The 21,544-nt window shown below is 68.5% G+C and carries 18 protein-coding genes; 9 read left to right on the top strand and 9 right to left on the bottom strand.

Translation table 11 applies throughout. From position 1 onward, the window contains the following. Positions 1 to 789: 789 nt before the first annotated feature. The 3 genes from O7618_RS24835 to O7618_RS24825 form a co-directional block, all read right to left on the bottom strand. A complete protein-coding gene (locus tag O7618_RS24835; protein WP_278106846.1) occupies positions 790 to 2,490 on the bottom strand; it encodes an IS1634 family transposase in 1,701 nt (566 codons plus the stop codon). A gap of 78 nt (positions 2,491 to 2,568) precedes the next feature. Further along, positions 2,569 to 3,693 (bottom strand): hypothetical protein, encoded by a 1,125-nt coding sequence (locus O7618_RS24830; RefSeq protein WP_278108539.1) that lies wholly within the window; start codon positions 3,691 to 3,693, stop codon positions 2,569 to 2,571. 70 nt (positions 3,694 to 3,763) lie between these two features. Continuing rightward, positions 3,764 to 4,786, bottom strand: coding sequence for a hypothetical protein (locus O7618_RS24825; protein WP_278108538.1), 1,023 nt, complete (start codon positions 4,784 to 4,786; stop codon positions 3,764 to 3,766). Between the two features lie 241 nt (positions 4,787 to 5,027). Between O7618_RS24825 and O7618_RS24820 the strand changes: the two genes are divergently transcribed. The 4 genes from O7618_RS24820 to gltX all read left to right on the top strand — a co-directional run bounded on the left by O7618_RS24820 (position 5,028) and on the right by gltX (position 10,809). Further along, on the top strand, positions 5,028 to 6,170 hold the full coding sequence (locus O7618_RS24820) for a hypothetical protein (protein ID WP_278108537.1): 1,143 nt from the start codon (positions 5,028 to 5,030) through the stop codon (positions 6,168 to 6,170). 78 nt (positions 6,171 to 6,248) lie between these two features. Beyond that, complete coding sequence (locus O7618_RS24815) at positions 6,249 to 7,949, top strand: IS1634 family transposase (RefSeq protein WP_278106846.1); 1,701 nt, start codon at positions 6,249 to 6,251, stop codon at positions 7,947 to 7,949. A gap of 465 nt (positions 7,950 to 8,414) precedes the next feature. Beyond that, positions 8,415 to 9,302: a phosphotransferase gene (locus O7618_RS24810; RefSeq protein ID WP_278108536.1), complete on the top strand. Its 888-nt coding sequence runs from the start codon at positions 8,415 to 8,417 to the stop codon at positions 9,300 to 9,302. A gap of 97 nt (positions 9,303 to 9,399) precedes the next feature. After that, positions 9,400 to 10,809, top strand: a complete 1,410-nt coding sequence (gene gltX, locus O7618_RS24805; RefSeq protein WP_278108535.1) for a glutamate--tRNA ligase — start codon at positions 9,400 to 9,402, stop codon at positions 10,807 to 10,809. 2 nt (positions 10,810 to 10,811) lie between these two features. Here the strand turns inward: gltX and O7618_RS24800 are convergent, their stop codons facing one another. Genes O7618_RS24800 through O7618_RS24775 form a run of 6 tightly spaced genes read right to left on the bottom strand, consistent with a single transcriptional unit; the run spans position 10,812 to position 16,424 of the window. Then, positions 10,812 to 12,194 carry a hypothetical protein gene (locus O7618_RS24800; RefSeq protein WP_278108533.1) on the bottom strand — a complete coding sequence of 461 codons (1,383 nt, stop codon included), beginning with the start codon at positions 12,192 to 12,194 and terminating at the stop codon, positions 10,812 to 10,814. After that, positions 12,184 to 12,888, bottom strand: a complete 705-nt coding sequence (locus tag O7618_RS24795) for an FkbM family methyltransferase (protein WP_278108532.1) — start codon at positions 12,886 to 12,888, stop codon at positions 12,184 to 12,186. Before O7618_RS24795 ends, O7618_RS24800 begins: the two co-directional genes overlap by 11 nt. Continuing rightward, positions 12,885 to 13,613: a phytanoyl-CoA dioxygenase family protein gene (locus O7618_RS24790; protein WP_278108531.1), complete on the bottom strand. Its 729-nt coding sequence runs from the start codon at positions 13,611 to 13,613 to the stop codon at positions 12,885 to 12,887. The genes O7618_RS24795 and O7618_RS24790 overlap by 4 nt, the downstream gene beginning before the upstream one ends. Continuing rightward, entirely contained in the window at positions 13,610 to 14,263 is a 654-nt protein-coding gene (locus tag O7618_RS24785; protein WP_278108530.1) for a methyltransferase domain-containing protein, read from the bottom strand. Before O7618_RS24785 ends, O7618_RS24790 begins: the two co-directional genes overlap by 4 nt. Then, positions 14,263 to 15,489 carry a methionine adenosyltransferase gene (locus O7618_RS24780; RefSeq protein ID WP_278108529.1) on the bottom strand — a complete coding sequence of 409 codons (1,227 nt, stop codon included), beginning with the start codon at positions 15,487 to 15,489 and terminating at the stop codon, positions 14,263 to 14,265. Before O7618_RS24780 ends, O7618_RS24785 begins: the two co-directional genes overlap by 1 nt. A gap of 17 nt (positions 15,490 to 15,506) precedes the next feature. Further along, the gene (locus tag O7618_RS24775; RefSeq protein ID WP_278108528.1) at positions 15,507 to 16,424 is read right to left on the bottom strand and encodes a radical SAM protein; all 918 of its coding nucleotides are present in this window, start codon (positions 16,422 to 16,424) and stop codon (positions 15,507 to 15,509) included. A gap of 286 nt (positions 16,425 to 16,710) precedes the next feature. Between O7618_RS24775 and O7618_RS24770 the strand changes: the two genes are divergently transcribed. The 5 genes from O7618_RS24770 to O7618_RS24750 all read left to right on the top strand — a co-directional run bounded on the left by O7618_RS24770 (position 16,711) and on the right by O7618_RS24750 (position 21,522). After that, positions 16,711 to 18,117, top strand: a complete 1,407-nt coding sequence (locus tag O7618_RS24770; protein ID WP_278108527.1) for an APC family permease — start codon at positions 16,711 to 16,713, stop codon at positions 18,115 to 18,117. After that, entirely contained in the window at positions 18,114 to 19,142 is a 1,029-nt protein-coding gene (locus tag O7618_RS24765; RefSeq protein ID WP_278108526.1) for an acetamidase/formamidase family protein, read from the top strand. Before O7618_RS24770 ends, O7618_RS24765 begins: the two co-directional genes overlap by 4 nt. After that, on the top strand, positions 19,139 to 19,822 hold the full coding sequence (locus tag O7618_RS24760; protein ID WP_278108525.1) for a GPP34 family phosphoprotein: 684 nt from the start codon (positions 19,139 to 19,141) through the stop codon (positions 19,820 to 19,822). Before O7618_RS24765 ends, O7618_RS24760 begins: the two co-directional genes overlap by 4 nt. 100 nt (positions 19,823 to 19,922) lie before the next feature. After that, a complete protein-coding gene (locus O7618_RS24755) occupies positions 19,923 to 20,819 on the top strand; it encodes a hypothetical protein (protein ID WP_278108523.1) in 897 nt (298 codons plus the stop codon). Between the two features lie 52 nt (positions 20,820 to 20,871). Beyond that, complete coding sequence (locus O7618_RS24750) at positions 20,872 to 21,522, top strand: GNAT family N-acetyltransferase (RefSeq protein ID WP_278108522.1); 651 nt, start codon at positions 20,872 to 20,874, stop codon at positions 21,520 to 21,522. Positions 21,523 to 21,544 lie beyond the last annotated feature (22 nt).

The following is a 21,544-nucleotide window of genomic DNA, read 5'->3' as shown; positions in this document are numbered from 1 at the left end:
GACCCGTAGTGAATCCGGCATGACGCCGCGAACGCGCATGGTGTCAACGAGCCGGACGTCTAGCTTGTTTTGGGCCTCACGGCGTGCGTCGAGCCAAGCCTCTACGACACCAAGGGCGCCTAGCTCCCAGAGCAACCGCTGCAGGCACTCGCGCCGGCCACGCTCCTGGCGCTGGTTGTCCAGACCTGCTCCCAGCACAACGTGGTGGACAGCCTCGAGTTCGGCGACCGCCGCAACCGCCGCCTGCCGTTCCGCTGGCTCCGCCTCCCGCCAATGGAACCTGCGCCCCCGCGCTCCACTCGCCTATGAACGGCTCCAGATCCCTGGGGCGCGGTTTGATGTCGAAGTCCACCTCCGCGAGCACCGTCAGGTTGACGGTGGGATCGAGTCCATCAGCCTTCTCTCTCGCCCAGGCCACCCATTGTTCAAGGTTCTGGCCTGCGGCATCGTTCGATGAGGCGGAGGCTTCGAGGGCTGTGCAGAAGCTCCGGATGGAGTCCGCAGCCACTTAGCTGTCGAAAGCGGCCCGGAACCGGTCTGTGCGCAGCTTGTCTGTGGCCTGGACGGTGGCGCTGGCTTTGACTTGCTCCCACTGCGCTCGTTCTTCGGCCTTTCGCCGCTCCCAGCGCTCTTCCTGCTCCCGGCGGGCGCGTTCCCACTCCTCGTGCTCGCGTTGCCTGCGTTCCGCAGCTCGGCGTCGATATAGGCGGCGGATCTGGGCTGTGAGCTGGGCAAACACCGGTAGGCCCGGTGACATGGCGTGTCACTAGGCGGCTGTGTTGTTGCAGGTCAGGCGGTTGCGGGTGTGGCGTGGAAGATCCGGGGCGGTTCGGTGATCTTCAGCTTGGTGAGCAGGGCCTTCTGGGGTTGGGACAGTTCGGTGCGCTGGGCGAAGGTGCCGGCGGGGCCGGTGAACACGCCCAGGTGTAGCCGGTCGATCTCGGTGTGGATCGCGGTCCAGGTGCGGCCGGTCTCGGTTTCGGCGACCCGGATGAGCAGCAGGGCCAGCCAGCAGAGCAGGATGTGGGCGCGGATGCGGTCCTCGCGGCGGTGGAACACCGGGCGCAGGTCGAGGGTGGTCTTCATGTCGCGCCAGCCGCGTTCGACTTCGAGGAGCTGCTTGTAGCCCAGGGCGATGTCCTCGGCTGACAGTGTCGGGTCGGAGCAGCGCAGCAGGTACTTGCCGTCGAGGCGCTGTTCGGCCTTGACCTTGCCTTGGTCGAGGCGTAGCAGGCCCTTGGGGGTGACGCGCAGGAACCGGTTCAGGCCGGGTTTGGTGGAGATCACGCCGCGTAGCTCGGCGCGTTTGGTGGCCGGCAGCCGGTCGGTGTCGTCGATCAGGTCGGTGAGCTGGGCGATCAGCCGTTGGCGCACGGCGGCGTCGCGGTCGGCGGCTTCTGGGTTGTAGCAGATGACGAACCGGTCGTCGGTGTCGATGTTGACTTCCTTGACCTGCAGGTTGCCCGCGACGGTCGCGTAGCGGCCCTGTCTGGCGAGGGCGGCGTCGGCTTCGCTGGTGCCGGCGCGTAGCTTCTCGCCGAGGATGTAGTGCCCGCCGCCCTGTTGCAGGAAGCGGCGGTTCTCGGCGGAGGCGAACCCGCGGTCGGCGACCCAGACCACCCGGGCCAGGCTCCACTCGCGCATGTCGGTCTTGACCTGCCGGATCAGGGCGGAGTCGCTGGTGTTGCCGGGCCAGCACCACACCCGCACGGGAATGCCGGTGCGAGTGACGGCCATCCCGACCACGACCTGAGGCAGGTCGTCGCGGGAGTCCTTGCTCTTGCCATGGGTGCGGAACCCGGCCTGCTTGACCGCCGCCGGATCGTCCTCGGACACGACCCGGCCCTGCTGGTCACGCCACAGCGGTTCGTCGGCCTCGTCGAGTTCGAAGTAGGTGCTGGTGGTGTCGAAGAACAGCAGGTCGACCTCAAGGTTGAGCAGGTCGGCGATCTGGTCGTAGACCCCGCGGGTCAACGCGGGCTCGACCTCGATCAACTGGTCCATCGCCCGGTAGCAGGCGTCGTCGGTGACATGCGGCAGGCCGGGCAGGTGCACGTCCTGGCAGACCCAGTCGGCGGCGGCCAGCTTGCTCGACGGGGCCAGGGCCCGGTTGGCGACCAGCGCGAACAGCACCCGCTCGACGTCGACCTCCCGGCGGGACGAGCCGACCAGCGGCCGCAGGACCGTGTCGACGCGCAGCCGGCGCCACAACCCGTCGAGCAACCACGCCCCACCCAGCGGACGGGACTCCAGGAACGACAAGCCTGCCGGCGCCGCCGCGGCCAGGGCGTCAGCCGGGCCGAGCAACCGCGACAACGCGTCGACCAGGCGGCGGATACCGGCCACGTCGAGCTGATCCTCGCGGCCGAACGAGTACAACACCCGCGTCTTGGACGCCTTCGCGGCCGGGTCCCACTCGTTGTGGGCCAACTGCAGGTAGCGGATCCTCTGCCCGTCACGGGTCTTGCGGGTCGACGCTTTCACGTACACGAGGCACGACCGTACACCGACTATGGATCAACGCATAGATCGGCAGCTCAGCAAAGTCATCCACAGGCAGGCGTGTCACTAGGAGTTTTCGCCGTTCCCGCCAGACCGCAACACCCTGACCTGCACCTCCACACCACGACGCCGACTATATCGACACCGAGCTGCGGAACGCAGGCGTTGGTCGGCGAGGTACCCCGTCTCTACCCCTCTTATGATCTTGTGGACGCGGGTTTCCAGCATGGTGCGCTTGTCGTCGGTCCAGGTGTCCGACTTGCCGTAGTCGGCGCGGTTTACCTCAAGGACAAGACGGCCGCTCGGCACCCGGTCGAACTCGGGCAAGGAGATCCAGGGCTGCCTCCTCTGGCGCCACCGTTCGTCGTCGGTAAGTACATGCGGAACCTTGTCGTACTCCTCGGTCATCCTGACCGCGCGTTTTGCCTTCTCCAGCCGTAGCGACAGAGTGGGCCGGGCACCCTTGGTGTTGACGACCAGACGGTGCCCGCGGCTGCGGGCCGCTGCGGCGAGCAGGCGCACCAACTCCAACGCCCGAGGCAGGAGCTCCGTCGAGACGGTGAGCGCTGAGGGGTTCTTCTGCAACGCGATGATTTCCTCATCGATCGTGGTTTGGTGGCGCGAGGCGATCCGGAAGGGGTCCCACCCCCTGCTGGCGCCATTCGCCTTGTTGTAGAGCCTGACCACGATGTCGCCACGGTCCCGGCCGGTGTGCCGAAGCTCGTATCCGTCCGGGAGGAGGTTCTGCTGCTTCGCAGCATGGATGGCCCGCCGGTATCGTGCCCGGGTCTGCTCATCGGGTTCCTCGACGCGGAGGACACCGTCGCCGCGTTTCAGCTGGTCGACGAGTTGCTGGGCCAAGGCAAGGGTGGCCGAGCCCGTGCCATCGGTGCTGGCCGCTGCCGATCGCTTTGGTGGGACGCTTTCCGCTTTCGGCCTGCTCGGCGTCGGTCTGGCCAGGTGGGCGGGGTCCTCGGGGTGAGAACCGTGCTCGAGGTAATAGCGGCCCGCTTCCGTGACGGTCGCTCGCCACAATCCGCCCTTGCGCGTGATGTCTATCAAGCGCCGGGTCTGCAGCGCCCGCGCGGACGTTCGATGTGGGGCGCCCTCGGGTGTGCTGAGGTTGTCCCCGTCCGCAATCTGACGCAGTAGGGCCACCTGGCGCTCGTTAAGCCGATCCCAGCGCTGCATCAGATAACCGTGCCGGTGGAGACAACCCCGCGCAACCATGGAACGCCGGCGGTGGCTGGTGCAGGTCGTCTCACCTGACTGCTGAGGGGCGTGGCGCAGAGCCTCGTCGTTCTTGCAGGGCCGCAGAAATCCGGTCCAGGACAGGCAGAGTGCGGTCTCCGTTGACCAGGAGTGATTCGGCGATTGGGAAGGGCGCCTCGGCGCGTACGAGTTCGAGGACGGACACGAACCGGGCGTCGGCGGACAGGAAAAGGTCACAGTCGAGTAGATACGAGCTGTGCTGCTCGTCCGAGGGATTCCCGCTGGTGACCTTGAAGGTGCTCTGGGCGAGGCGGGCTGCCCATCGGACCCAGTTGCGCCGCATCGCCCCAACGGTGACCTCGGAGAACCAGAAGCGGGTAAAGGCATCGCGGCTGGACCGCAACCTGGACAGGTCTACGTAGGCGCCGATCCAGTCAGCCAAGGTCGAATCCTCGCCGCTCAGGACCGCCCGACCCGCGATCACCTTGAGTTGGTGCCAGTAGAGGTCGCGACACTCGACGCGCCACATTTCTACCGGTTCACCCGACCAGCCGGCGCGATACCACTCGGGTGCCTCAGGCAGAGGCGCCGCGGTCATGGCGGTGAGAGGTCGGATCTCAAAGTTGATCTGTAGCATCGCCCGGCGCTGACTTTGCTGGAGCCGCACGAGGTGGTCGGACTGCGCCCGGTGACGCATCTCGTAGTCGTGGAACGGTTGCGGATCGTGCAGCGCCTGCCGCCACACCTGCTTGGTCCAGAAGGTGTTCAGGGATGCCACTCGGGCGGTGTCGGGCATCGAGCGCAACCACTGCGGCCTGACTCGGCGGATCTCCGCGACGACCTCCGCCGACTCCGACTCCGCTTCCGTCGCTAAGCGCCGACGTGGGCCGGTTCCCATGGCGCTGATGATTCGCTGCCGGGCCTCGGGCGCTGGAAGCCGAACGACTTCCATCAGCGTGCTCGGTGCCACGACGACCTCAAGGTCGCGCGCCTTCATCAAGGCATCGAAGGAGCGGGCGGTGCCCTCGTCGCCAATCGAGGACCAAAGATTGGTGTCCAGCATGACGCGCACAATCGAGATGCTCGCAGAAGCTTGCCCGAAGCGCTCCCGGGTTTGTCATGCCTCCTGCGGGACGCGCTCCGCTTTGAGGTGATCTGGATAGATGAACGTACAGTGTGCGCCTGCGGTGCCGATGGGATCGGTGAGCGTGCATGTTTACGCTATGGAGTCTTGGCGGGACAGCGGGTAGCTTGGTCGCACCACGAGCCGTGTAACGCCTCGTCGTGGCGGGATGCTTATCGGTCGTGTGCGGATGCTGGAGGTGATCATGGTTGCCCGGATCGACCCGGCTTGGTGGACGTCGGGCACCTGGGAAGGGCGGCCGATCAGGGAGTTCCTGGAAAAGCGGGACGTCGCGGTGATCTTCAGGTTCCTGCATGCTCGCGGCGTGTCATACGGGGCGATCGCCGCGCTTGTCGATGTCTCCGCCAACCGCGCCGCCGAAATCGCCAAGGGAACGCGGCAGGTAACGGCTTACGAGGTGCTGGAACGGATCACCCTAGGTCTGAACATCCCGCGAGCTGCCATGGGTCTCGGCCGTGAGCAGGACGTACCAGCCGTTGGAAGTGTTCAGTCAGTACGCGCGCAGGTACCCTCGGGCGTCCAGCATCTACCGCAAGTGATGAACGAGCCTCCATCCGCTGACGTGGGCGGTCTCGCGCGCCTACGCGCGGAGCTGGACGAGGCACTGTCGTCCTCCACCGTGTCGCCTCGGCACCTCGAGTTGGTGGAAGAGTCGACGAGCGAGCACATGCGGGTCTATCCCTCGGCGGCCCCGACCGTCATGCTGTCGAGACTTGCGGGTGAGTGTGCCGAGGTGCAGGTACTGTCGCGCCGGCGGCAACCCGCGACGGTTCAGGCCCGCCTGTCGGGCGCCGCAGCTCTGCTGGCGACGATGTGTGCCGACGCGCTCATGCGACTGGGCAACGCCAGTGAGGCGCGGTTGTGGTACCGGACGGCGATCCACGCCGCGGACGACAGCGCGGACCCGCGGCTCCAGGTGTTGGCGCGCGCCCAGGCGGCGATGCTGCCCTACTACTTCGGTGACCCGCACCAGACGGTGGCGATGGCGGATCAAGCGCTCGCCATCACGGCTTCGGCGTCGCCGTCCGGCGCGCTGGCAGCCGCCGGACGCGCGAGGGCATTGGCCCGGCTCGGGGCTGCTGACCAGGCGAGAGCGGGGATTGAGCAGGCGCACCGCATGTTCGACGAGGCAGGTGACGACGACAGCGACGCGGCGTTCCGCTTTCCCGCAAAGCGACTGCTGTTCTACCTGTCCGGGGCAAGGACATGGCTTGGCCTGCGTTCCGCAGCTCGGTGTCGATATAGTCGGCGTCGTGGTGTGGAGGTGCAGGTCAGGGTGTTGCGGTCTGGCGGGAACGGCGAAAACTCCTAGTGACACGCCTGCCTGTGGATGACTTTGCTGAGCTGCCGATCTATGCGTTGATCCATAGTCGGTGTACGGTCGTGCCTCGTGTACGTGAAAGCGTCGACCCGCAAGACCCGTGACGGGCAGAGGATCCGCTACCTGCAGTTGGCCCACAACGAGTGGGACCCGGCCGCGAAGGCGTCCAAGACGCGGGTGTTGTACTCGTTCGGCCGCGAGGATCAGCTCGACGTGGCCGGTATCCGCCGCCTGGTCGACGCGTTGTCGCGGTTGCTCGGCCCGGCTGACGCCCTGGCCGCGGCGGCGCCGGCAGGCTTGTCGTTCCTGGAGTCCCGTCCGCTGGGTGGGGCGTGGTTGCTCGACGGGTTGTGGCGCCGGCTGCGCGTCGACACGGTCCTGCGGCCGCTGGTCGGCTCGTCCCGCCGGGAGGTCGACGTCGAGCGGGTGCTGTTCGCGCTGGTCGCCAACCGGGCCCTGGCCCCGTCGAGCAAGCTGGCCGCCGCCGACTGGGTCTGCCAGGACGTGCACCTGCCCGGCCTGCCGCATGTCACCGACGACGCCTGCTACCGGGCGATGGACCAGTTGATCGAGGTCGAGCCCGCGTTGACCCGCGGGGTCTACGACCAGATCGCCGACCTGCTCAACCTTGAGGTCGACCTGCTGTTCTTCGACACCACCAGCACCTACTTCGAACTCGACGAGGCCGACGAACCGCTGTGGCGTGACCAGCAGGGCCGGGTCGTGTCCGAGGACGATCCGGCGGCGGTCAAGCAGGCCGGGTTCCGCACCCATGGCAAGAGCAAGGACTCCCGCGACGACCTGCCTCAGGTCGTGGTCGGGATGGCCGTCACTCGCACCGGCATTCCCGTGCGGGTGTGGTGCTGGCCCGGCAACACCAGCGACTCCGCCCTGATCCGGCAGGTCAAGACCGACATGCGCGAGTGGAGCCTGGCCCGGGTGGTCTGGGTCGCCGACCGCGGGTTCGCCTCCGCCGAGAACCGCCGCTTCCTGCAACAGGGCGGCGGGCACTACATCCTCGGCGAGAAGCTACGCGCCGGCACCAGCGAAGCCGACGCCGCCCTCGCCAGACAGGGCCGCTACGCGACCGTCGCGGGCAACCTGCAGGTCAAGGAAGTCAACATCGACACCGACGACCGGTTCGTCATCTGCTACAACCCAGAAGCCGCCGACCGCGACGCCGCCGTGCGCCAACGGCTGATCGCCCAGCTCACCGACCTGATCGACGACACCGACCGGCTGCCGGCCACCAAACGCGCCGAGCTACGCGGCGTGATCTCCACCAAACCCGGCCTGAACCGGTTCCTGCGCGTCACCCCCAAGGGCCTGCTACGCCTCGACCAAGGCAAGGTCAAGGCCGAACAGCGCCTCGACGGCAAGTACCTGCTGCGCTGCTCCGACCCGACACTGTCAGCCGAGGACATCGCCCTGGGCTACAAGCAGCTCCTCGAAGTCGAACGCGGCTGGCGCGACATGAAGACCACCCTCGACCTGCGCCCGGTGTTCCACCGCCGCGAGGACCGCATCCGCGCCCACATCCTGCTCTGCTGGCTGGCCCTGCTGCTCATCCGGGTCGCCGAAACCGAGACCGGCCGCACCTGGACCGCGATCCACACCGAGATCGACCGGCTACACCTGGGCGTGTTCACCGGCCCCGCCGGCACCTTCGCCCAGCGCACCGAACTGTCCCAACCCCAGAAGGCCCTGCTCACCAAGCTGAAGATCACCGAACCGCCCCGGATCTTCCACGCCACACCCGCAACCGCCTGACCTGCAACAACACAGCCGCCTAGTGACACGCCATGTCACCGGGCCTACCGGTGTTTGCCCAGCTCACAGCCCAGATCCGCCGCCTATATCGACGCCGAGCTGCGGAACGCAGGCTTGGCGACACGAAAGAGGCGTACCGGATCCAGGACGAAGCGCTGAGCTTGTACGGCCCCAGGCCGAGGGTGCCGATTGATCCTGCTCTTATCGCCCTGGACCGTGCCCTCTGCCTTGTACGCGACCTTCGGTTCGCTGAGGCGGCAGTAGCCGCTTGCGCCGCCGTCGCCGGGCTGCCCGAGCTACAGCGCACGGAGATCGTCCTGTCCAAGGCGGCTCAGGTCGTATCGGCGATCCCGCAACCCGCACAGGGCAGGGAGGTGATCGAGTTGGCGGAGTACGTGCGGGCGTGCCGCGAGCGGAGCCGTACCCTTGCAGCCGGAACTGCTGTGCTCGAACCCTAGGGGCCACATGTTCGTCGAGGCACGAACGCGTCCGATGCTCGCCGAGGTGTGTCGGAAGCTGGGCTGCTCAACTGCCGAGGCGCAGTTGCTTCGGCATCACACCAACGCGGTGTACGCCGTGGGCGACGTAGTAATCAAGATCGCGCCGCTGGAGTTCGGACTAGACCGCTCACGGACGGTGGTGGCGGTCGTTGACTGGCTGTCAGCCAAGGGCTTCCCGACCGTGGGTCTGTGCGCCCAGGTGCCGGATCAACCGCTCGTGGTCGACGGACACGCCGTCACGGTGTGGCAGCGTTTGGACCCGGCGGACGACAACCCTGTCACCACCGCAGAGCTCGGGCAACTCCTTCGGGAACTGCACGGCTTTCCGATGCCGCCGGTGGAGCTGCCAAGGCTTCAACCAGCCGAGAGCGTCCGCAGATCCGTGGACAACGCCCACCTCATCGACGATTTGGACCGCGACCTGTTGCTGAACCGGCTCGAGGTTCTCAGGGCGGCCTGGTCGTCGATGGCGTCCCCGCTGGGAGACAGCCTGATCCAATCCGACCCCCAGACCCGCAACGCTCTACGGCGGTTCGACGGCACCCCGGTCCTGGCTGACTGGGACGGTATCGCGATCGGGCCGCGAGAGTGGGACATCGCCACCGTCGCGGTTCACTGTCGGCGATTCGGCGGCGGCCGGCAGGCCTTCGCGGACTTCACCGCCAGGTACGGCTGGGACGCCACCACCTGGTCGGGCTTCGAAGAGCTCTGCCGATTGCGTGAACTCCAGATGATCGCCACCAACGCGCGCAAGTCCCGACCCGGCACGTCGGCAGCCGCCGAGGTGCATCGCCGGCTTGACGGCCTTCGCAACGAGAAGAGCACCGAGCTGCGTCGCTGGCAGATCCTCTGACAGGCCGACCGGCGCTCCAACCTGGTGCGCAGTAAACGTCTAACTCCGGGCCGGGATATGCGGTTAAGCGACCGCCTCATATCGGTACGCTGCGTGCATGGCATCGCCAAACTCCCCCGTGCGCGTTCGATTTGCCCCATCGCCGACAGGCATGTTCCACGTGGGTAACGCCCGCTCGCTGCTCTACAACTGGGTGCTGGCCAAGCAGTCCGGCGGCACGATGGTGCTGCGGATCGAGGACACGGACGCCGAACGCAGTAAGCCGGAGTGGGTGCAGGGCACCATCGACGCCATGGCGTGGCTCGGCGCCGGCCCCGATGAGTACGAGGGCCCCCTGTTCCAGTCCGCCTACGTCCAGCACCACCGCGACGCCATCGCGAAGCTGCTCGCGGCAGGTCAGGCCTACTACTGCGACTGCGTGCGTACGCAGGTCGTGGAGCGAACCGGCAGCGAACACAAGGGTTACGACGGTTACTGCCGCGACCGCGGGCTAGCCGCGGCCCCCGGCAGCGCGGTGCGTTTCCGGACGCCGGACGAAGGTCAGACAGTCGTGCGGGATCTGGTGCGCGGCGAGCCCACGTTCGACAACGCCACGATCGAGGATTTCGTCATCGCACGTGGTGACGGCTCCCCGGTGTTCCTTCTCGCGAATGTCGTCGACGACATGGTCATGGGCATTACCCATGTCATCCGCGCCGAGGAGCACCTGCCGAACACGCCCAAGCAGCAGTTGTTGTGGGTGGCGCTCGGGCACGAACCGCCGGTGTGGGCCCACGCGCCGATCCTGGTCAACGAGAAGCGGCAGAAACTGTCCAAGCGCCGGGATCGGGTCGCGCTGGAGGACTTCCGGGCCGAGGGGTACCTGCCCGATGCGATGCGCAACTACCTGATGCTGCTCGGCTGGGCCCCCTCCGGTGACCGGGAGATCGTCCCCTGGGACGACATCGTGACGGAGTTCCGGATGGCCGACGTCAATCCGTCGCCGGCGTTCTTCGACGTCAAGAAGCTGCGGGCCTTCAACGGCGACTACATCCGCGCGTTGAGCACAGAGCAGTTCATCTCGGCGTGTCAGCCGTGGCTGCGCGGTGAGTACGCCCCGTGGCGGGCTGAGCACTACGACGACGTCGCCTTCGCCGCTGTCGCGCCCTTGGCGCAGACCCGGGTCGCGGTGCTCAGCGAGATCGTCGCCATGGTCGACTTCCTGTTCCTGCCGTTCCCGTCGATCGACGAGGCGGCTTGGAAGAAGGCCATGACCGGGGAGGCTCTGGCGCTACTCACCGAGGTGGCTACCGCTTTCGAAAAGGTGGAGTGGAATGCCGAGTCGCTCAAGCGCACGGTCGAGGAGTTGGGGGCAGCTCGCGGGCTGAAGCTGGGTAAGGCCCAGGCACCGGTCCGGGTTGCCGTGACCGGCCGTACCGTCGGGCTGCCCCTGTTCGAGTCGTTGGAGGTGCTCGGCCGGAGCCTCACTGCCACGAGGATCAGGAGTGCGATCGACCGGCTCTCGTAGGTCTAGGTGGTGCCGCTTCTCTGAGTGGGGGCGGCGCCGCTCCCTACGGGTGGCAGTTGCAGGTCGCCGATTCCGGTGCCGAGGAGCTCGTCAGCCATTCGGAGAGCTACCACGACGCTCTCCTGCGGCGAGACGCCCACGGGCAGGTGCTTCCGCGCGAGTTGAGCCCGAAGCGCTGTCCCCCGCGGTCCGTTGATGACCTCGAGCGAGCCGTGCGCCTCGTCGGGCCGGCACGCTTCAAGCCCGCGATCGCGCCAGCGAACGTGTCGCCTCGCCAACGGGACCGGTTGCCCGATCATCGCGAGCAGGTTGAGGTCGGTGGTGTCGTTCAGGGCGCGATGCACGCTCTCCGTAAGCCCGGGTCCGGCCGCGTCGACGCCGTGCAGGCCCTCCCTGGCGAGGAGCGCGCTCGCGTGGACGCCAACCCGCAGAGGTGGTGGTGCGGCCTCGAAGGCCGAGGTCACCCTGGTGTTGAGGTCGGTGGGGCGGAACCCGCTCCGGGTGAGGATTCCGTCGACGGAGAACCCGCCGCGGTAGCCCAGCCGGCGGCGCAGGGCCTCGCCCATCCACCGGGTCAGCTCGATCAGGCCTCGCTGTCGGGCCACGGGCATGGGTGCGGTGCCCGCGCAGAGGAAGGTCCCGTCGGCGGGCCGCCGCGGTACGAGAAGCTCCAATGGGGTGAACGCGACAGTCGACTCGACGAGCACCAATCCGTGCAGGCGGCAGGGCACGCCGGGGAGCATCGGCATGACGCGGATCCGCCGTTGCGCTGCCGACTCCACCCGCGGGCTGGGTGTGCCCGCGCTCGACCATCGGATGTCTCCACCGCCGGCCGAGGGCTCGGCCCCGCACGTCTGCCTCGCGGTGACGATTTCGGTCCCCGGCGGGCTGACAGGCTGCCACAGCGATGCTGGCTCGTCGTACACCACTGATTCCGCGCGCGGCAGGCCGATGGAGTCCCACAGCACATCCACCACGCTCTTGTGTTCGAAGAGGCTCCAGCTCGGGTGCTTGGCGCCGATGAGCGGCCGGCTGCCTGTCACCAGCGGCTCCAGAGGGTCGGTGACGAAAAGCGCTGCTCGCCTGTCGGGATCGAAACGATCCACGAGTGCGCTCAGCGGCGAGTCCGTCGCGAGGGTGGCGAGGAGAGCGTGCCGGTCCGCGAGCAGTTGGGCTGCGCTGCGGGTGCCGGGCGGGCTGGGCAAGGAGGCGAGGAGATTGCCGTCGAAGGCCAGGACCAGGACGTCGGCCGCGCCCGCAGCCGCCAGCAGATTTCGCCAGTGAGGCTCGTCCGCGCTGTGGGAACAGAAGACCACCGCCCTCTCACCGGTCACCTCTGGCCAGATCGCGGTGGCGAGCGCTTCGAGGAGAGAATCATCTCGCATGGCGCCACCGTCGCTGGCTCACCGGATCCAGCCCTCGCAGGACGAGGTTGGCTGGAGTTCGATGTATGAGCTCGAAGCGATCAGCCCCGAGAGCGCGGATGATCCGCTCCTCACCGCGGTCAGAGTCTCGGGAGTCGTACTCGATGATGACGATCCCCGGGCAGTGCTCGGCCGGGTCGAAGGACGACCAGACGTCCAGCTCTGTGCCTTCGACATCGATATTCAGGAGGTCGACCCGCTCGATTCGGAGATCGTGGAGCAGGTCTCCGAGCCGAAGACAGGAAACGGTACCCACGGTGTAGCCGCGGCCCCGGTCACCCAGGCCGGACCAGGAGGGCTTGGCGTCGTACTGGCTGAAGGTCTGCTCGCCGGCGGTGTTCGAGATGGCGCAGTGGCGTACCACGCAGTGGCGTCTCGTCAAGGGTGCGCGGTTCCGCGGATCAGGATCGACGCACAACCCCGTCCATCCCCGCCTCTCGAAGTAGAGGGTGTTGCTACCCCGTACCCCGTCGCCTGCCCCGACATCGACGAAGACTCCCCGCGCCGGAACGGCCAGGTGTTCGACGAGCCAGCGGTCCTCGCCCCACTGACCGAAGTACGGGTGCGGTTGGGTGTACGGCGGGTCGAAGGCGCTGTTGGGAGGCTGAGAGGCGCCGATGGTCGCTCGGTCCGGCGGATTCGGTGCGGCGGTCATGAGCCGCTCGCCGAGTAACCGAGAACCAGCAGTCGCCGCGGTCTGTCGGTGCTGTTCGGCCCGCTGGCGTGCACGAGCGCGGCATCCCAGGCCAGCAGTGATCCCGCTGATGCCTCCAGCGTCACCGCCTGATCGTCGGGCGCGTCATCGTCCGGGACGACCGGCCCCTGGGCTGGTGTCGGCTCGTGTCGCACAGGGCGTCGGTGACTGCCGGGCCAGACCTGCAGCGCCCCTGCGGCTGCGGGGCAGTCATCGAGACACAGCGCCACCGTGATCACCCGGTCGTAGCCGCGCGCCGCGAAGTACGAGGCGTCGGAGTGTTTGCGGACGTCCTCGCCGAGAACCGGCAGGTCGGCCCAATCGGCGGGGTCGGCGAGTGCCGCCTTGTAGGTGACCTTGTCCTCCATCAATGTCGCCTTGGCGGAGAGCATCGACGAGGCGAGGAATCCGATATCTTCGCTCGCCGCCATGCCCACGAAGGCCGGTGCGAGATCGACGACAGGTTTGATCTTGAAGACGTACGGTCGGCCATCCGGCAGGCGCCACCAGGTGAGGCGAGGATGCGCCGTCCGCAGGGACATGGTCTGGCCGATGATCTGCTCGAATGCCAGGTCGGCGGCGACGCGCAACTGGGACAACGTCTCGCGCTCCAGGAATCCCTCGATGGCGAGGTAGCCGTCCTGACGGAAGCGGCGCCGGAGGTCGTCGCCGGTCGCTCGCATCATTGGACCCCTTTCCGGGCGCACGACACGAGGAAGTCACCCGTGGGCTTCGTCCAGCCGCTCGGCAGTTGATTCGCAGGGATGGTCACTTTCGTTGCGCTCCAGCCCGGGAAGAAGTGGTCCAGCACTTCGACGCGCGCTTCGGGCAACTGTGTGCCGCTGTGGAAGAAGCTGAAGCGACCTCCGGGCCGCAGGACAGGGATCGCTACCCGTTCCACGAAGCTGGCGAAATCGGCGTCGGCGTGCCCGTCGGGCGGCCAGGTGTCGTACATGATCGCGTCGATGCTGTCCGGCTCAAGGTCGAGCACCTGCCATGGTTCGACGACAACCACGACGGGGCAGGACAGCTGCTCGCGGACTCTCGGCGCGACCAGGTCCACGACCTTCGGATGCGGTTCGACGGCGGTGTAACGGGCGGGTCGCAGCGGCGCGATCTGCTGGGCGAAGACACCCAGGCCGAGGCCGATTTCCAGCACATGCGCTCCGTGTTGATCTGCGAGTAGCGCGGCGGCGTGCTCAGCCATCAGGACGGACTCGGCGAAGAACATCACGTACGTGCCTCCGAGGCGGAGGCCTTCGTCGTCGATCATGGCCGGGCGGGCGCACAACTCGCGGAGATGACGGAGATGAACCTCGTCCAACGCCGGCGGCATCAGCACGGCTCCTGCGCGCGGAAGCGACTCACCGGGTCGGTCTCCAGGAACCGCTGGATGTACCCCGGTGCCGTCCGCATCGCTGCCCGAGCGAGTGCCTCGCCGGCGGCCCCGATGGGCGCCTCGGACCGGATGAGCACGTACGCGGGATCGTCCAACTGGCCGCCGTTGCGTGCCGCGATGACCACCTCGGCGTACGTCTCGAGCTCGGCCATGATGCGTCGTGCGAGTTCGTCGGCTACGGCCGTGTAGATCTTCCCGACGTGGTGAAGCGGGTTCTTGCCTGCGGGCGCCTCGCCGCTCGCCGGACGAAGGGGCTCGATCGCCCCGTTGTACCGGTTGCCCCGCCCGACAGCGCCACAGTCTCCCTTGCCCAGTGAGGTGCCGAAGGGCGCGAGGTAGCCACGACCGGGCACGTCCTTGGTGTTCAGCGACAGCCGTGCCCCAGCTGCCGTCGGTGTCTCGTCGAGCACCCGCTTGAGCTCACCCTCGATCTCGTCGCGGATGGCGTCCAGCGCCGTCCGATACTCCGACCAGCCGTGAACGCTGGCGGGATGGAAGGGCACTGCCGCGGTCACGTCCAGTTGGCCACGGTCGCGGACCACCATGACCTTGACGTCGGTGCCGGTTTGGTAGCGAGTTCGGAAGGCGGCGCCGGTCAGCAGCGTCTCCAGTCGGACCGCCGTCCGCGCCGCGATGCCACGAAGGCTCGTCCCGGCGCACACGACGGTGTCGTTGGCGACGGACTCACTGGCGAGCACCTTCGTGATCCCGGCAGCCGTCCGAGGCTGGTAGAACTCCCTGTCGTGATCGACCCCGGTGCCGGCGGTGTTGTTCACGTGAATGCGCAGGTGCCCAAGGATTGCCGGGTCGTCCAACGTGCTGGTGAGAACAGCGCGGACCGTGTCGTCGAACAGTTTGGCGACGGATACATCGTTGCCGTCGATCCGCTCGGTGACCTTGCCGAAGAGGTAGCAGTCGACCGGCTTGCGGATGTCGTACCCGCCGAACCGGACGTCAGCGGCTGCGCCCACCAGCGTCACCTTGTCGACCCAGTGGTTCGGCACCGCACCGAAGCGCTCCTGGCAGGTTGCGGAGTAGCGGCGGGAGAAGCTATCGGCGACCAGGTCCGCGAGGCTGTCAGGGTGGCCGATGCCCTTGCGCTCCGCGACATCGAACGGTGACTGGTCGGGGTGTACCGCTCCGAGGCTGGTGATGACCTGCATGGCGCTTTCTCCTCTCCTCACGAACGCGACGGGGCAGCGACGGCGGATGCGGGCTGTGGCGGATCGACGAGGTACGCCATGCACTGCGACAGGACCAGGACACGCTTCGCCGGGCACGGCTCCGGTGCGGAGGCGGGCCGGAAGGTCCCGTCGTAGAGGTTCCCGTAGCTGGTCGGCACAGAAGCACACCGCCGAACCTCACCGGTCACGGTCACCTTGAAGGAGGTCATCCCCGCCGTGCAGGGCTGGCCGCGGAAGGCGAGCATCCCGTCGAGGTACGGCCGGTTGAAGGTGTACTCGCCGGAGTTCTCCAGGATCAGCTCACGCTGCGCGTCGGTGTACGCCTCGGGGTACCGGCGACCGTCGTAGACGCCCTTGAACACCTTGGCCCGCAGCGGATCCACTCCGAGAGCCGCCAGCGACGCCAAGTCGTCGCGTAGCCGCGGGAGCAGCGGCGGGAAGAGCACGTAGAGTGCCACCACGTCGAAGCCGGCCCCGCGCAGGATCCGGAACGACTCGGCGTACTCCGTCATCGGCAACCCGAGGCGTTCCCGCTCCGGTACGTGCAGGGCCGCCACGATCTTGGCCACCCGCGTCGGGTCCACCTCGTTGGCGAAGCGGGTGACCAGCTCGGGCGACGCCAGGTTGGTGTTGATGCTGATCCAGTTGCGGCGGGTCAGCCCGGCGCAAAGTTCGACGAACCCGGGAAACAGGAACGGCTCTCCGCCCGACATGTGCACGAGACTCGTGCGGTCGAGATCCTCGAAGCGCCGCACCACCAGGTCGGCGTCGGGCTCGTTCAGGTGCTTCTTGTTCAACACGTGACGAATCTGCGGATGGCAGTACTCGCAGAAGAAGTTGCAGCGGTTCGTCAGGTGCCAGTCGAACTCCCACTCCCACGGCGCCGGGTCCGACGTCATCGCTGACACACGCACCGGTCCCACCTCCCCACGCTCGGCCGCCGACATCATTTCGACGGATACCGATGTCAACTCTGGCGTTGAGGGTGTTGACCGGGACACCTCACGGTGGGGTCCCACGGTGGCCCCTCACCGTGGGCTGTCCCACCTGCCGTGATAACGTAATCGTTCATTCGTCCTGCGCTGCCAGGGGTGCAGAACGGATCACCGGGGCGCAGGCACTCGTAGGGCGCGTGAGTTACGAGAGGCAATCCTCCGCATGCGCCCTCATCCAAGTGCCGATGCAGGAGGAGGGCGTCGAATGTTTGAACAGAACGACTTGGCCCGTTACGGCTATCGCCAGGAGTTGGCTCGGAGGCTGCGGTTCCGGGACCTCTTGGCCTACGGCCTGGTGTACATGGTGCCGATCGCGCCGATGGCGATTTTCGGCAGCGTGTACGCCGGCTCCGGCGGGATGGTGGCCCTGGCGTACGCGGTCGGTGTGGTGGCCCTGGTGTTCACCGCGTTCTCGTACGCGCAGATGGTGCAGGCGTTCCCGATGTCGGGCAGTGTCTACAACTACGCGGGTCGGGGGATCAGCGCGCCGGTCGGTTTTCTGGCCGGTTGGGTGATCCTGCTGGACTACGTGCTGGTGCCGGGGCTGCTGTATCTGGTGGCGTCGGTGGCGATGCACGCGAGCGTGCCGGCGGTGCCGGTGTGGTTGTGGCTGCTGGGGTTCGTCGCGGTTAACACGATCGTCAACTCGGTCGGGATCCGGATGACCGCCGTGGTGACCCGGGTGATGCTCGTCAGCGAGCTGATCGTGCTGGCGATCTTCCTGGCCGTCGCCGGCTGGGCCCTCGCCTCGGGTAGGGGCCGGTTCAGCTGGGACGCGTTCTACAACGCCGACACCTTCACCTGGGCGGTGGTCGCGGGAGCGGTGTCGATCGCCGTCCTCAGCTTCCTGGGCTTCGACGGCATCAGCATGCTGGCCGAGGAGACCCGGGGCGGTTCCCGGCAGATCGGCCGGGCGATGGCCGCCGTCCTCGTCCTGGCCGGGGTGCTGTTCATCGCGCAGACGTGGCTGGCCGCGATGCTCCTGCCCAACCCGGGCGCGCTCCTGGCGCAGGGTGATCCGAACGGCACCGCCTTCTACGACGCCGCCGCGGTGGCCGGCGGCGGCTGGCTGGCGACGCTGTGCGCGGTGGCAACGGCGATCGCGTGGGGTCTGCCGAACTCGATGGTCGCGCAGGTCGCGACGTCCCGGCTGCTGTATGCGATGGCCCGCGACCGGCAGCTCCCGGGCTTTCTGGCGAAGGTGTCGGTACGCCGGAACGTGCCGATCAACGCGACCCTGCTCACCGGCGCGGTGTCCCTCGCGCTGGGTCTTTACATGGCGACCCGGGCGGACGGGATCACGCTGCTGTCGTCGCTGATCAACTTCGGGGCGATGGTGGCGTTCCTGGTCCTGCACGTCTCCGTGGTCGTGCACCACCTGATCCGGCGGCGTAGCGGGAACTGGTGGGCGCATCTGGTCATGCCGGGGATCGGGTTCGTGATCCTCGCCTACGTGGTGGTGAACGCGAACATCGCCGCGCAGCGCCTCGGCCTGGCCTGGCTCGCCCTGGGCATGGTCGTGCTCGCCGGCCTGTACCTGTCCGGTCGCCGGCCCGCCCTGTCGGGACTGGCGCCGGCGCAGCCGCAGGCTCGCCACGTGGAGCGGGTGTGACTGGCATGGACGTGATCACCTACCGGCCGGCGCGCGACGAACTGGCCTACACGTTCGGTGGTCGGATGCCGGTGGCTCACGTCCGCTCCGGCGACGTGCTGCGGGTGCACACCGAGGACTGCTTCGGCGGCCTGGTCCGCGGGCCGGCGGATCTGCCGTCGCGGGTGTGTGCGATGCCGTACCTGAACCCGGTGTCCGGGCCGTTCTTCGTCGAGGACGCCGAGCCCGGCGACACCCTCGCCGTCCACCTCGCGTCGATCGTCCCGGCCCGGGACTGGGGTGTGTCGTCGACGTTCCCGCACTTCGGCGCGTTGACCGGCACGGCGCACACCGCGACGCTGCAGCCGCCGCTTGAGGAGCGGGTGTGGGTGTACGACATCGACCGGCGGGCCGGCACGGTCCGCTTCCACGCCACCGGCAGCGAACACACCGTCGACCTGCCGCTGGAGCCGATGATTGGCACTATCGGGGTCGCTCCCGGCGGGTTCGAGGCCCGCTCCACGATCGTCCCCGACTCCCATGGCGGGAACCTCGACACCCCACGGCTGCGCGCCGGATCGACCCTGTTTCTGGGGGTGAACGTGCACGGAGCGATGCTCGCCCTCGGCGACGGACACGCCCGCCAGGGCGAGGGCGAGGCCTGCGGGGTCGGGGTGGAGATCGCCACGACCACCACCATGGCCATCGAGGTCATCAAGGCTGTCCCCACGGTGTGGCCTCGGCTGGAGACCGACGGTGAGGTGATGTCGGTCGGCTGCGCCCGGCCGCTGGAGGACGCCTACCGCATCGCCCACCGTGATCTGGTTGCCTGGGCCAGCGCCCTGACCGGGCTGAACGAGCTCGACGCCTACCAACTCGTGTCGCAGGCCGCCAGGGCGCCGATCGGCAACGTTTGCGACCCGAACTACACGGTCCTGGCCGCCGTGGACAAGGCGCTGCTTCCTGCCCCGGCCGCCGCCTACGCGGGGGTGCACGCCCGGCTGCGGCAGCAGGTGGCCGGGCTGCGGGAGGAGCCGCCGCGATGAACACGGTTCCGCTGCTGCCGTTGCGCGACGAGTTGTTCCTGCTCGGCCACAACGACGACACCGGGCAACCCCACATCCATCGGCGGGCTCTCGCGCTCGGGCTAGCCGGGGCGGTCCTGATCGACCTGTTCCTGGCCGGGCGGATCGCCCTCACCGACACCACCGGGGACGCCGGGCCGGCGGGTGGGCAGCGGATCCGGCCACACCTCGACCGGCCGGTCGGTGACCTGATCGCCGACGCCGCCCTCACCTCGCTCCGCTACGCCGACCCGGTTCCGACGGTGCGGGGGTGGCTGGCCTGGTTCGCCGACGACCTGTACGAGCGCACCCGCGCCGGCCTGCACGCCGGCGGGATCCTGCACCGCGCCACCCGCCGCCGCCTCGCCGGCCTCGCCCGCACCGAGACCTACCTCGCCACCGACACCAAGTGGGCCGTCGTCGCCCGCGCCCGCCTGCGCTACCTCGCCGCCGGCCGCGACCAGCCCGACAACCACACCGCCGCCCTCGCCGGCCTCGTCGCCGTGCTCGGCCTCACCGAGCACCTCTACCTCGGCGAGGACATCACCACCCTGACCGCCCACCTACGCGCCATCGCCGCCCAGCACCACCGACCGGTACGCGACATCACCGCCGCCGTCGACGCCGCCGTCGGTGACCTCGCCACCGCCACCTACCGCTGACCCGATCACACTCCCGGAGCCAACGACCGTGACCCACCCACCCCACCCACCCACGGATTCGCCCACCCGACATCAACGGCCTGCCGTCAGGATCGCCGCGGTGTTGGCCGTGCTGGGCCTGCTCGGCATGGCTGCCCTCGCTCCCGCCTGGGCCGCCACCCACACCGCGACGCCCGACACGGGCAGTGGCCGCAACGTCATGCCGCCGGTTCACGCGAGAACCGCGCCGTGCGACATCCCGGCGCCGCTGACCGCAGCCCAGTTGCGGGTTCTCGCCGCCCGGACCGCCGCGACACCGCCGACCGTCCTGCCCGCGCCGCGGCCCGCCGCCCAGGTGCTTCCCACCGTCGCCGCCGAGGCGGGCTGCGACGTGCCGGGCCGGTTCGCGTTCGTGCGGCTACGGCAGTGGGCCGCCGACACCCGCATCCAGGGCGGGCACGGCACCCGCCGCATCGTGGTGTTCGAGCAGCGGCACTGGCGCGCCGACGACGGCTCCGGCCGCGAGACCAGCCTGCGCTACCCGCCCGACCCGCACCCCACCACCGACGACACGTACCCGCCCGGCACCCTCGACGGCCCGATCGGCCCGATCGCCGGCACCCCTGCCGCCCTCACCGCGCAGATCACCAGCATCAGCCCGCCGTTCCTCGGCACGCCCGCGGTCCTGGACGCCATCGCCAGCCTCACCCGATGGCGCACCCCCGACCGCGACGCCCGCACCGCGATCCTCACCCTCCTGCGCCACACCCCACGACTCACCTACCACCCCGCCGTACGCGACCGCGCCGGACGCGTCGGCGTCGGCATCAGCGCCACCAGCGACCACGGCGCGCTACGCGGACTGCTCATCCTGCACCCCGCCACCGGCGAGATCCTCGCCTACGAACGCGCCCACTTCCCACCATCGCAGGGCGACCGCAGGCCCACCGGCCAGGTCGAGGACTACCTGCTGTTCATCGCCCACACCCGCACCACCAGCGCCACCCACACGCCCTGACACCGCCCCGTCCGGCACCATCACCCGCTCCCGTCAAGCCGAAAGGAACCTCATGGAGGCCGCCGCTCGTGTCCGCGCCGCCCGCTGGACCGACAAGGACCACGTCGCCGCACTCATCGCCGACGCCCTGCACCCCGACCCCCTCGTCGCCTGGCTGATCCCCGAGCCACCCCACCGGCGCCGCGTCCTCACCCAGGTGGCCGCGATCTGGGTCGAGCACGCCATGTTCTACGGCGACATCCACCTCACCCACGACCTCAACGCCGCCACCGTCGGCTTCCACCGCTACCGACCCATCCCACCACCGGCCAACTACCACCACCGGCTCACCGACGCCGCCGGCGAACACACGCAACGCTTCGACACCCTCGACCGGCTCCTCACCGCCCGCCGGCCCACCGAACCGCACTACCACCTGGCGTTCCTCGCCGTCGCCCCCACCGCCCAACGGCGAGGCCTCGGCACGGCGATGCTCGCCCACCACCGCGCCCGCCTCGACCGCATCGACCTGCCCTCCTGGAGCGACACCACCACCGCCGCCCACACCCTCTACACCCGCCACGGCTACACCCCCCGGCCGGCAATCACGCTGCCCAACGGACCGACCCTGCAACCCATGCGCCGCAACCCCGACCAGCGCGGCACCGTTCCCACGAACGCGGCCCATCCCGCCGAAGGGCGGTGGCAGGTCCTGAATTCCTAACCCTCGCCCGCAGCGCTGCCCC

It is taken from the genome of Micromonospora sp. WMMD980 (genome assembly GCF_029626035.1).
In the GTDB taxonomy this organism is placed as follows: domain Bacteria; phylum Actinomycetota; class Actinomycetes; order Mycobacteriales; family Micromonosporaceae; genus Micromonospora.
The sequence above is the reverse complement of the archived record's forward strand: the minus strand, read 5'-3'. Positions and strand labels throughout refer to the sequence as shown.

Coding starts and splice junctions, on each gene's coding strand:
- O7618_RS24830 (WP_278108539.1), bottom strand. CDS start 3,693: ATGCAGCGCTGGGATCGGCTTAACGAGCGCCAGGTGGCCCTACTGCGT.
- O7618_RS24820 (WP_278108537.1), top strand. CDS start 5,028: ATGCTGGAGGTGATCATGGTTGCCCGGATCGACCCGGCTTGGTGGACG.
- O7618_RS24810 (WP_278108536.1), top strand. CDS start 8,415: ATGTTCGTCGAGGCACGAACGCGTCCGATGCTCGCCGAGGTGTGTCGG.
- gltX (WP_278108535.1), top strand. CDS start 9,400: ATGGCATCGCCAAACTCCCCCGTGCGCGTTCGATTTGCCCCATCGCCG.
- O7618_RS24800 (WP_278108533.1), bottom strand. CDS start 12,194: ATGCGAGATGATTCTCTCCTCGAAGCGCTCGCCACCGCGATCTGGCCA.
- O7618_RS24795 (WP_278108532.1), bottom strand. CDS start 12,888: ATGACCGCCGCACCGAATCCGCCGGACCGAGCGACCATCGGCGCCTCT.
- O7618_RS24790 (WP_278108531.1), bottom strand. CDS start 13,613: ATGATGCGAGCGACCGGCGACGACCTCCGGCGCCGCTTCCGTCAGGAC.
- O7618_RS24785 (WP_278108530.1), bottom strand. CDS start 14,263: ATGCCGCCGGCGTTGGACGAGGTTCATCTCCGTCATCTCCGCGAGTTG.
- O7618_RS24780 (WP_278108529.1), bottom strand. CDS start 15,489: ATGCAGGTCATCACCAGCCTCGGAGCGGTACACCCCGACCAGTCACCG.
- O7618_RS24770 (WP_278108527.1), top strand. CDS start 16,711: ATGTTTGAACAGAACGACTTGGCCCGTTACGGCTATCGCCAGGAGTTG.
- O7618_RS24760 (WP_278108525.1), top strand. CDS start 19,139: ATGAACACGGTTCCGCTGCTGCCGTTGCGCGACGAGTTGTTCCTGCTC.
- O7618_RS24750 (WP_278108522.1), top strand. CDS start 20,872: ATGGAGGCCGCCGCTCGTGTCCGCGCCGCCCGCTGGACCGACAAGGAC.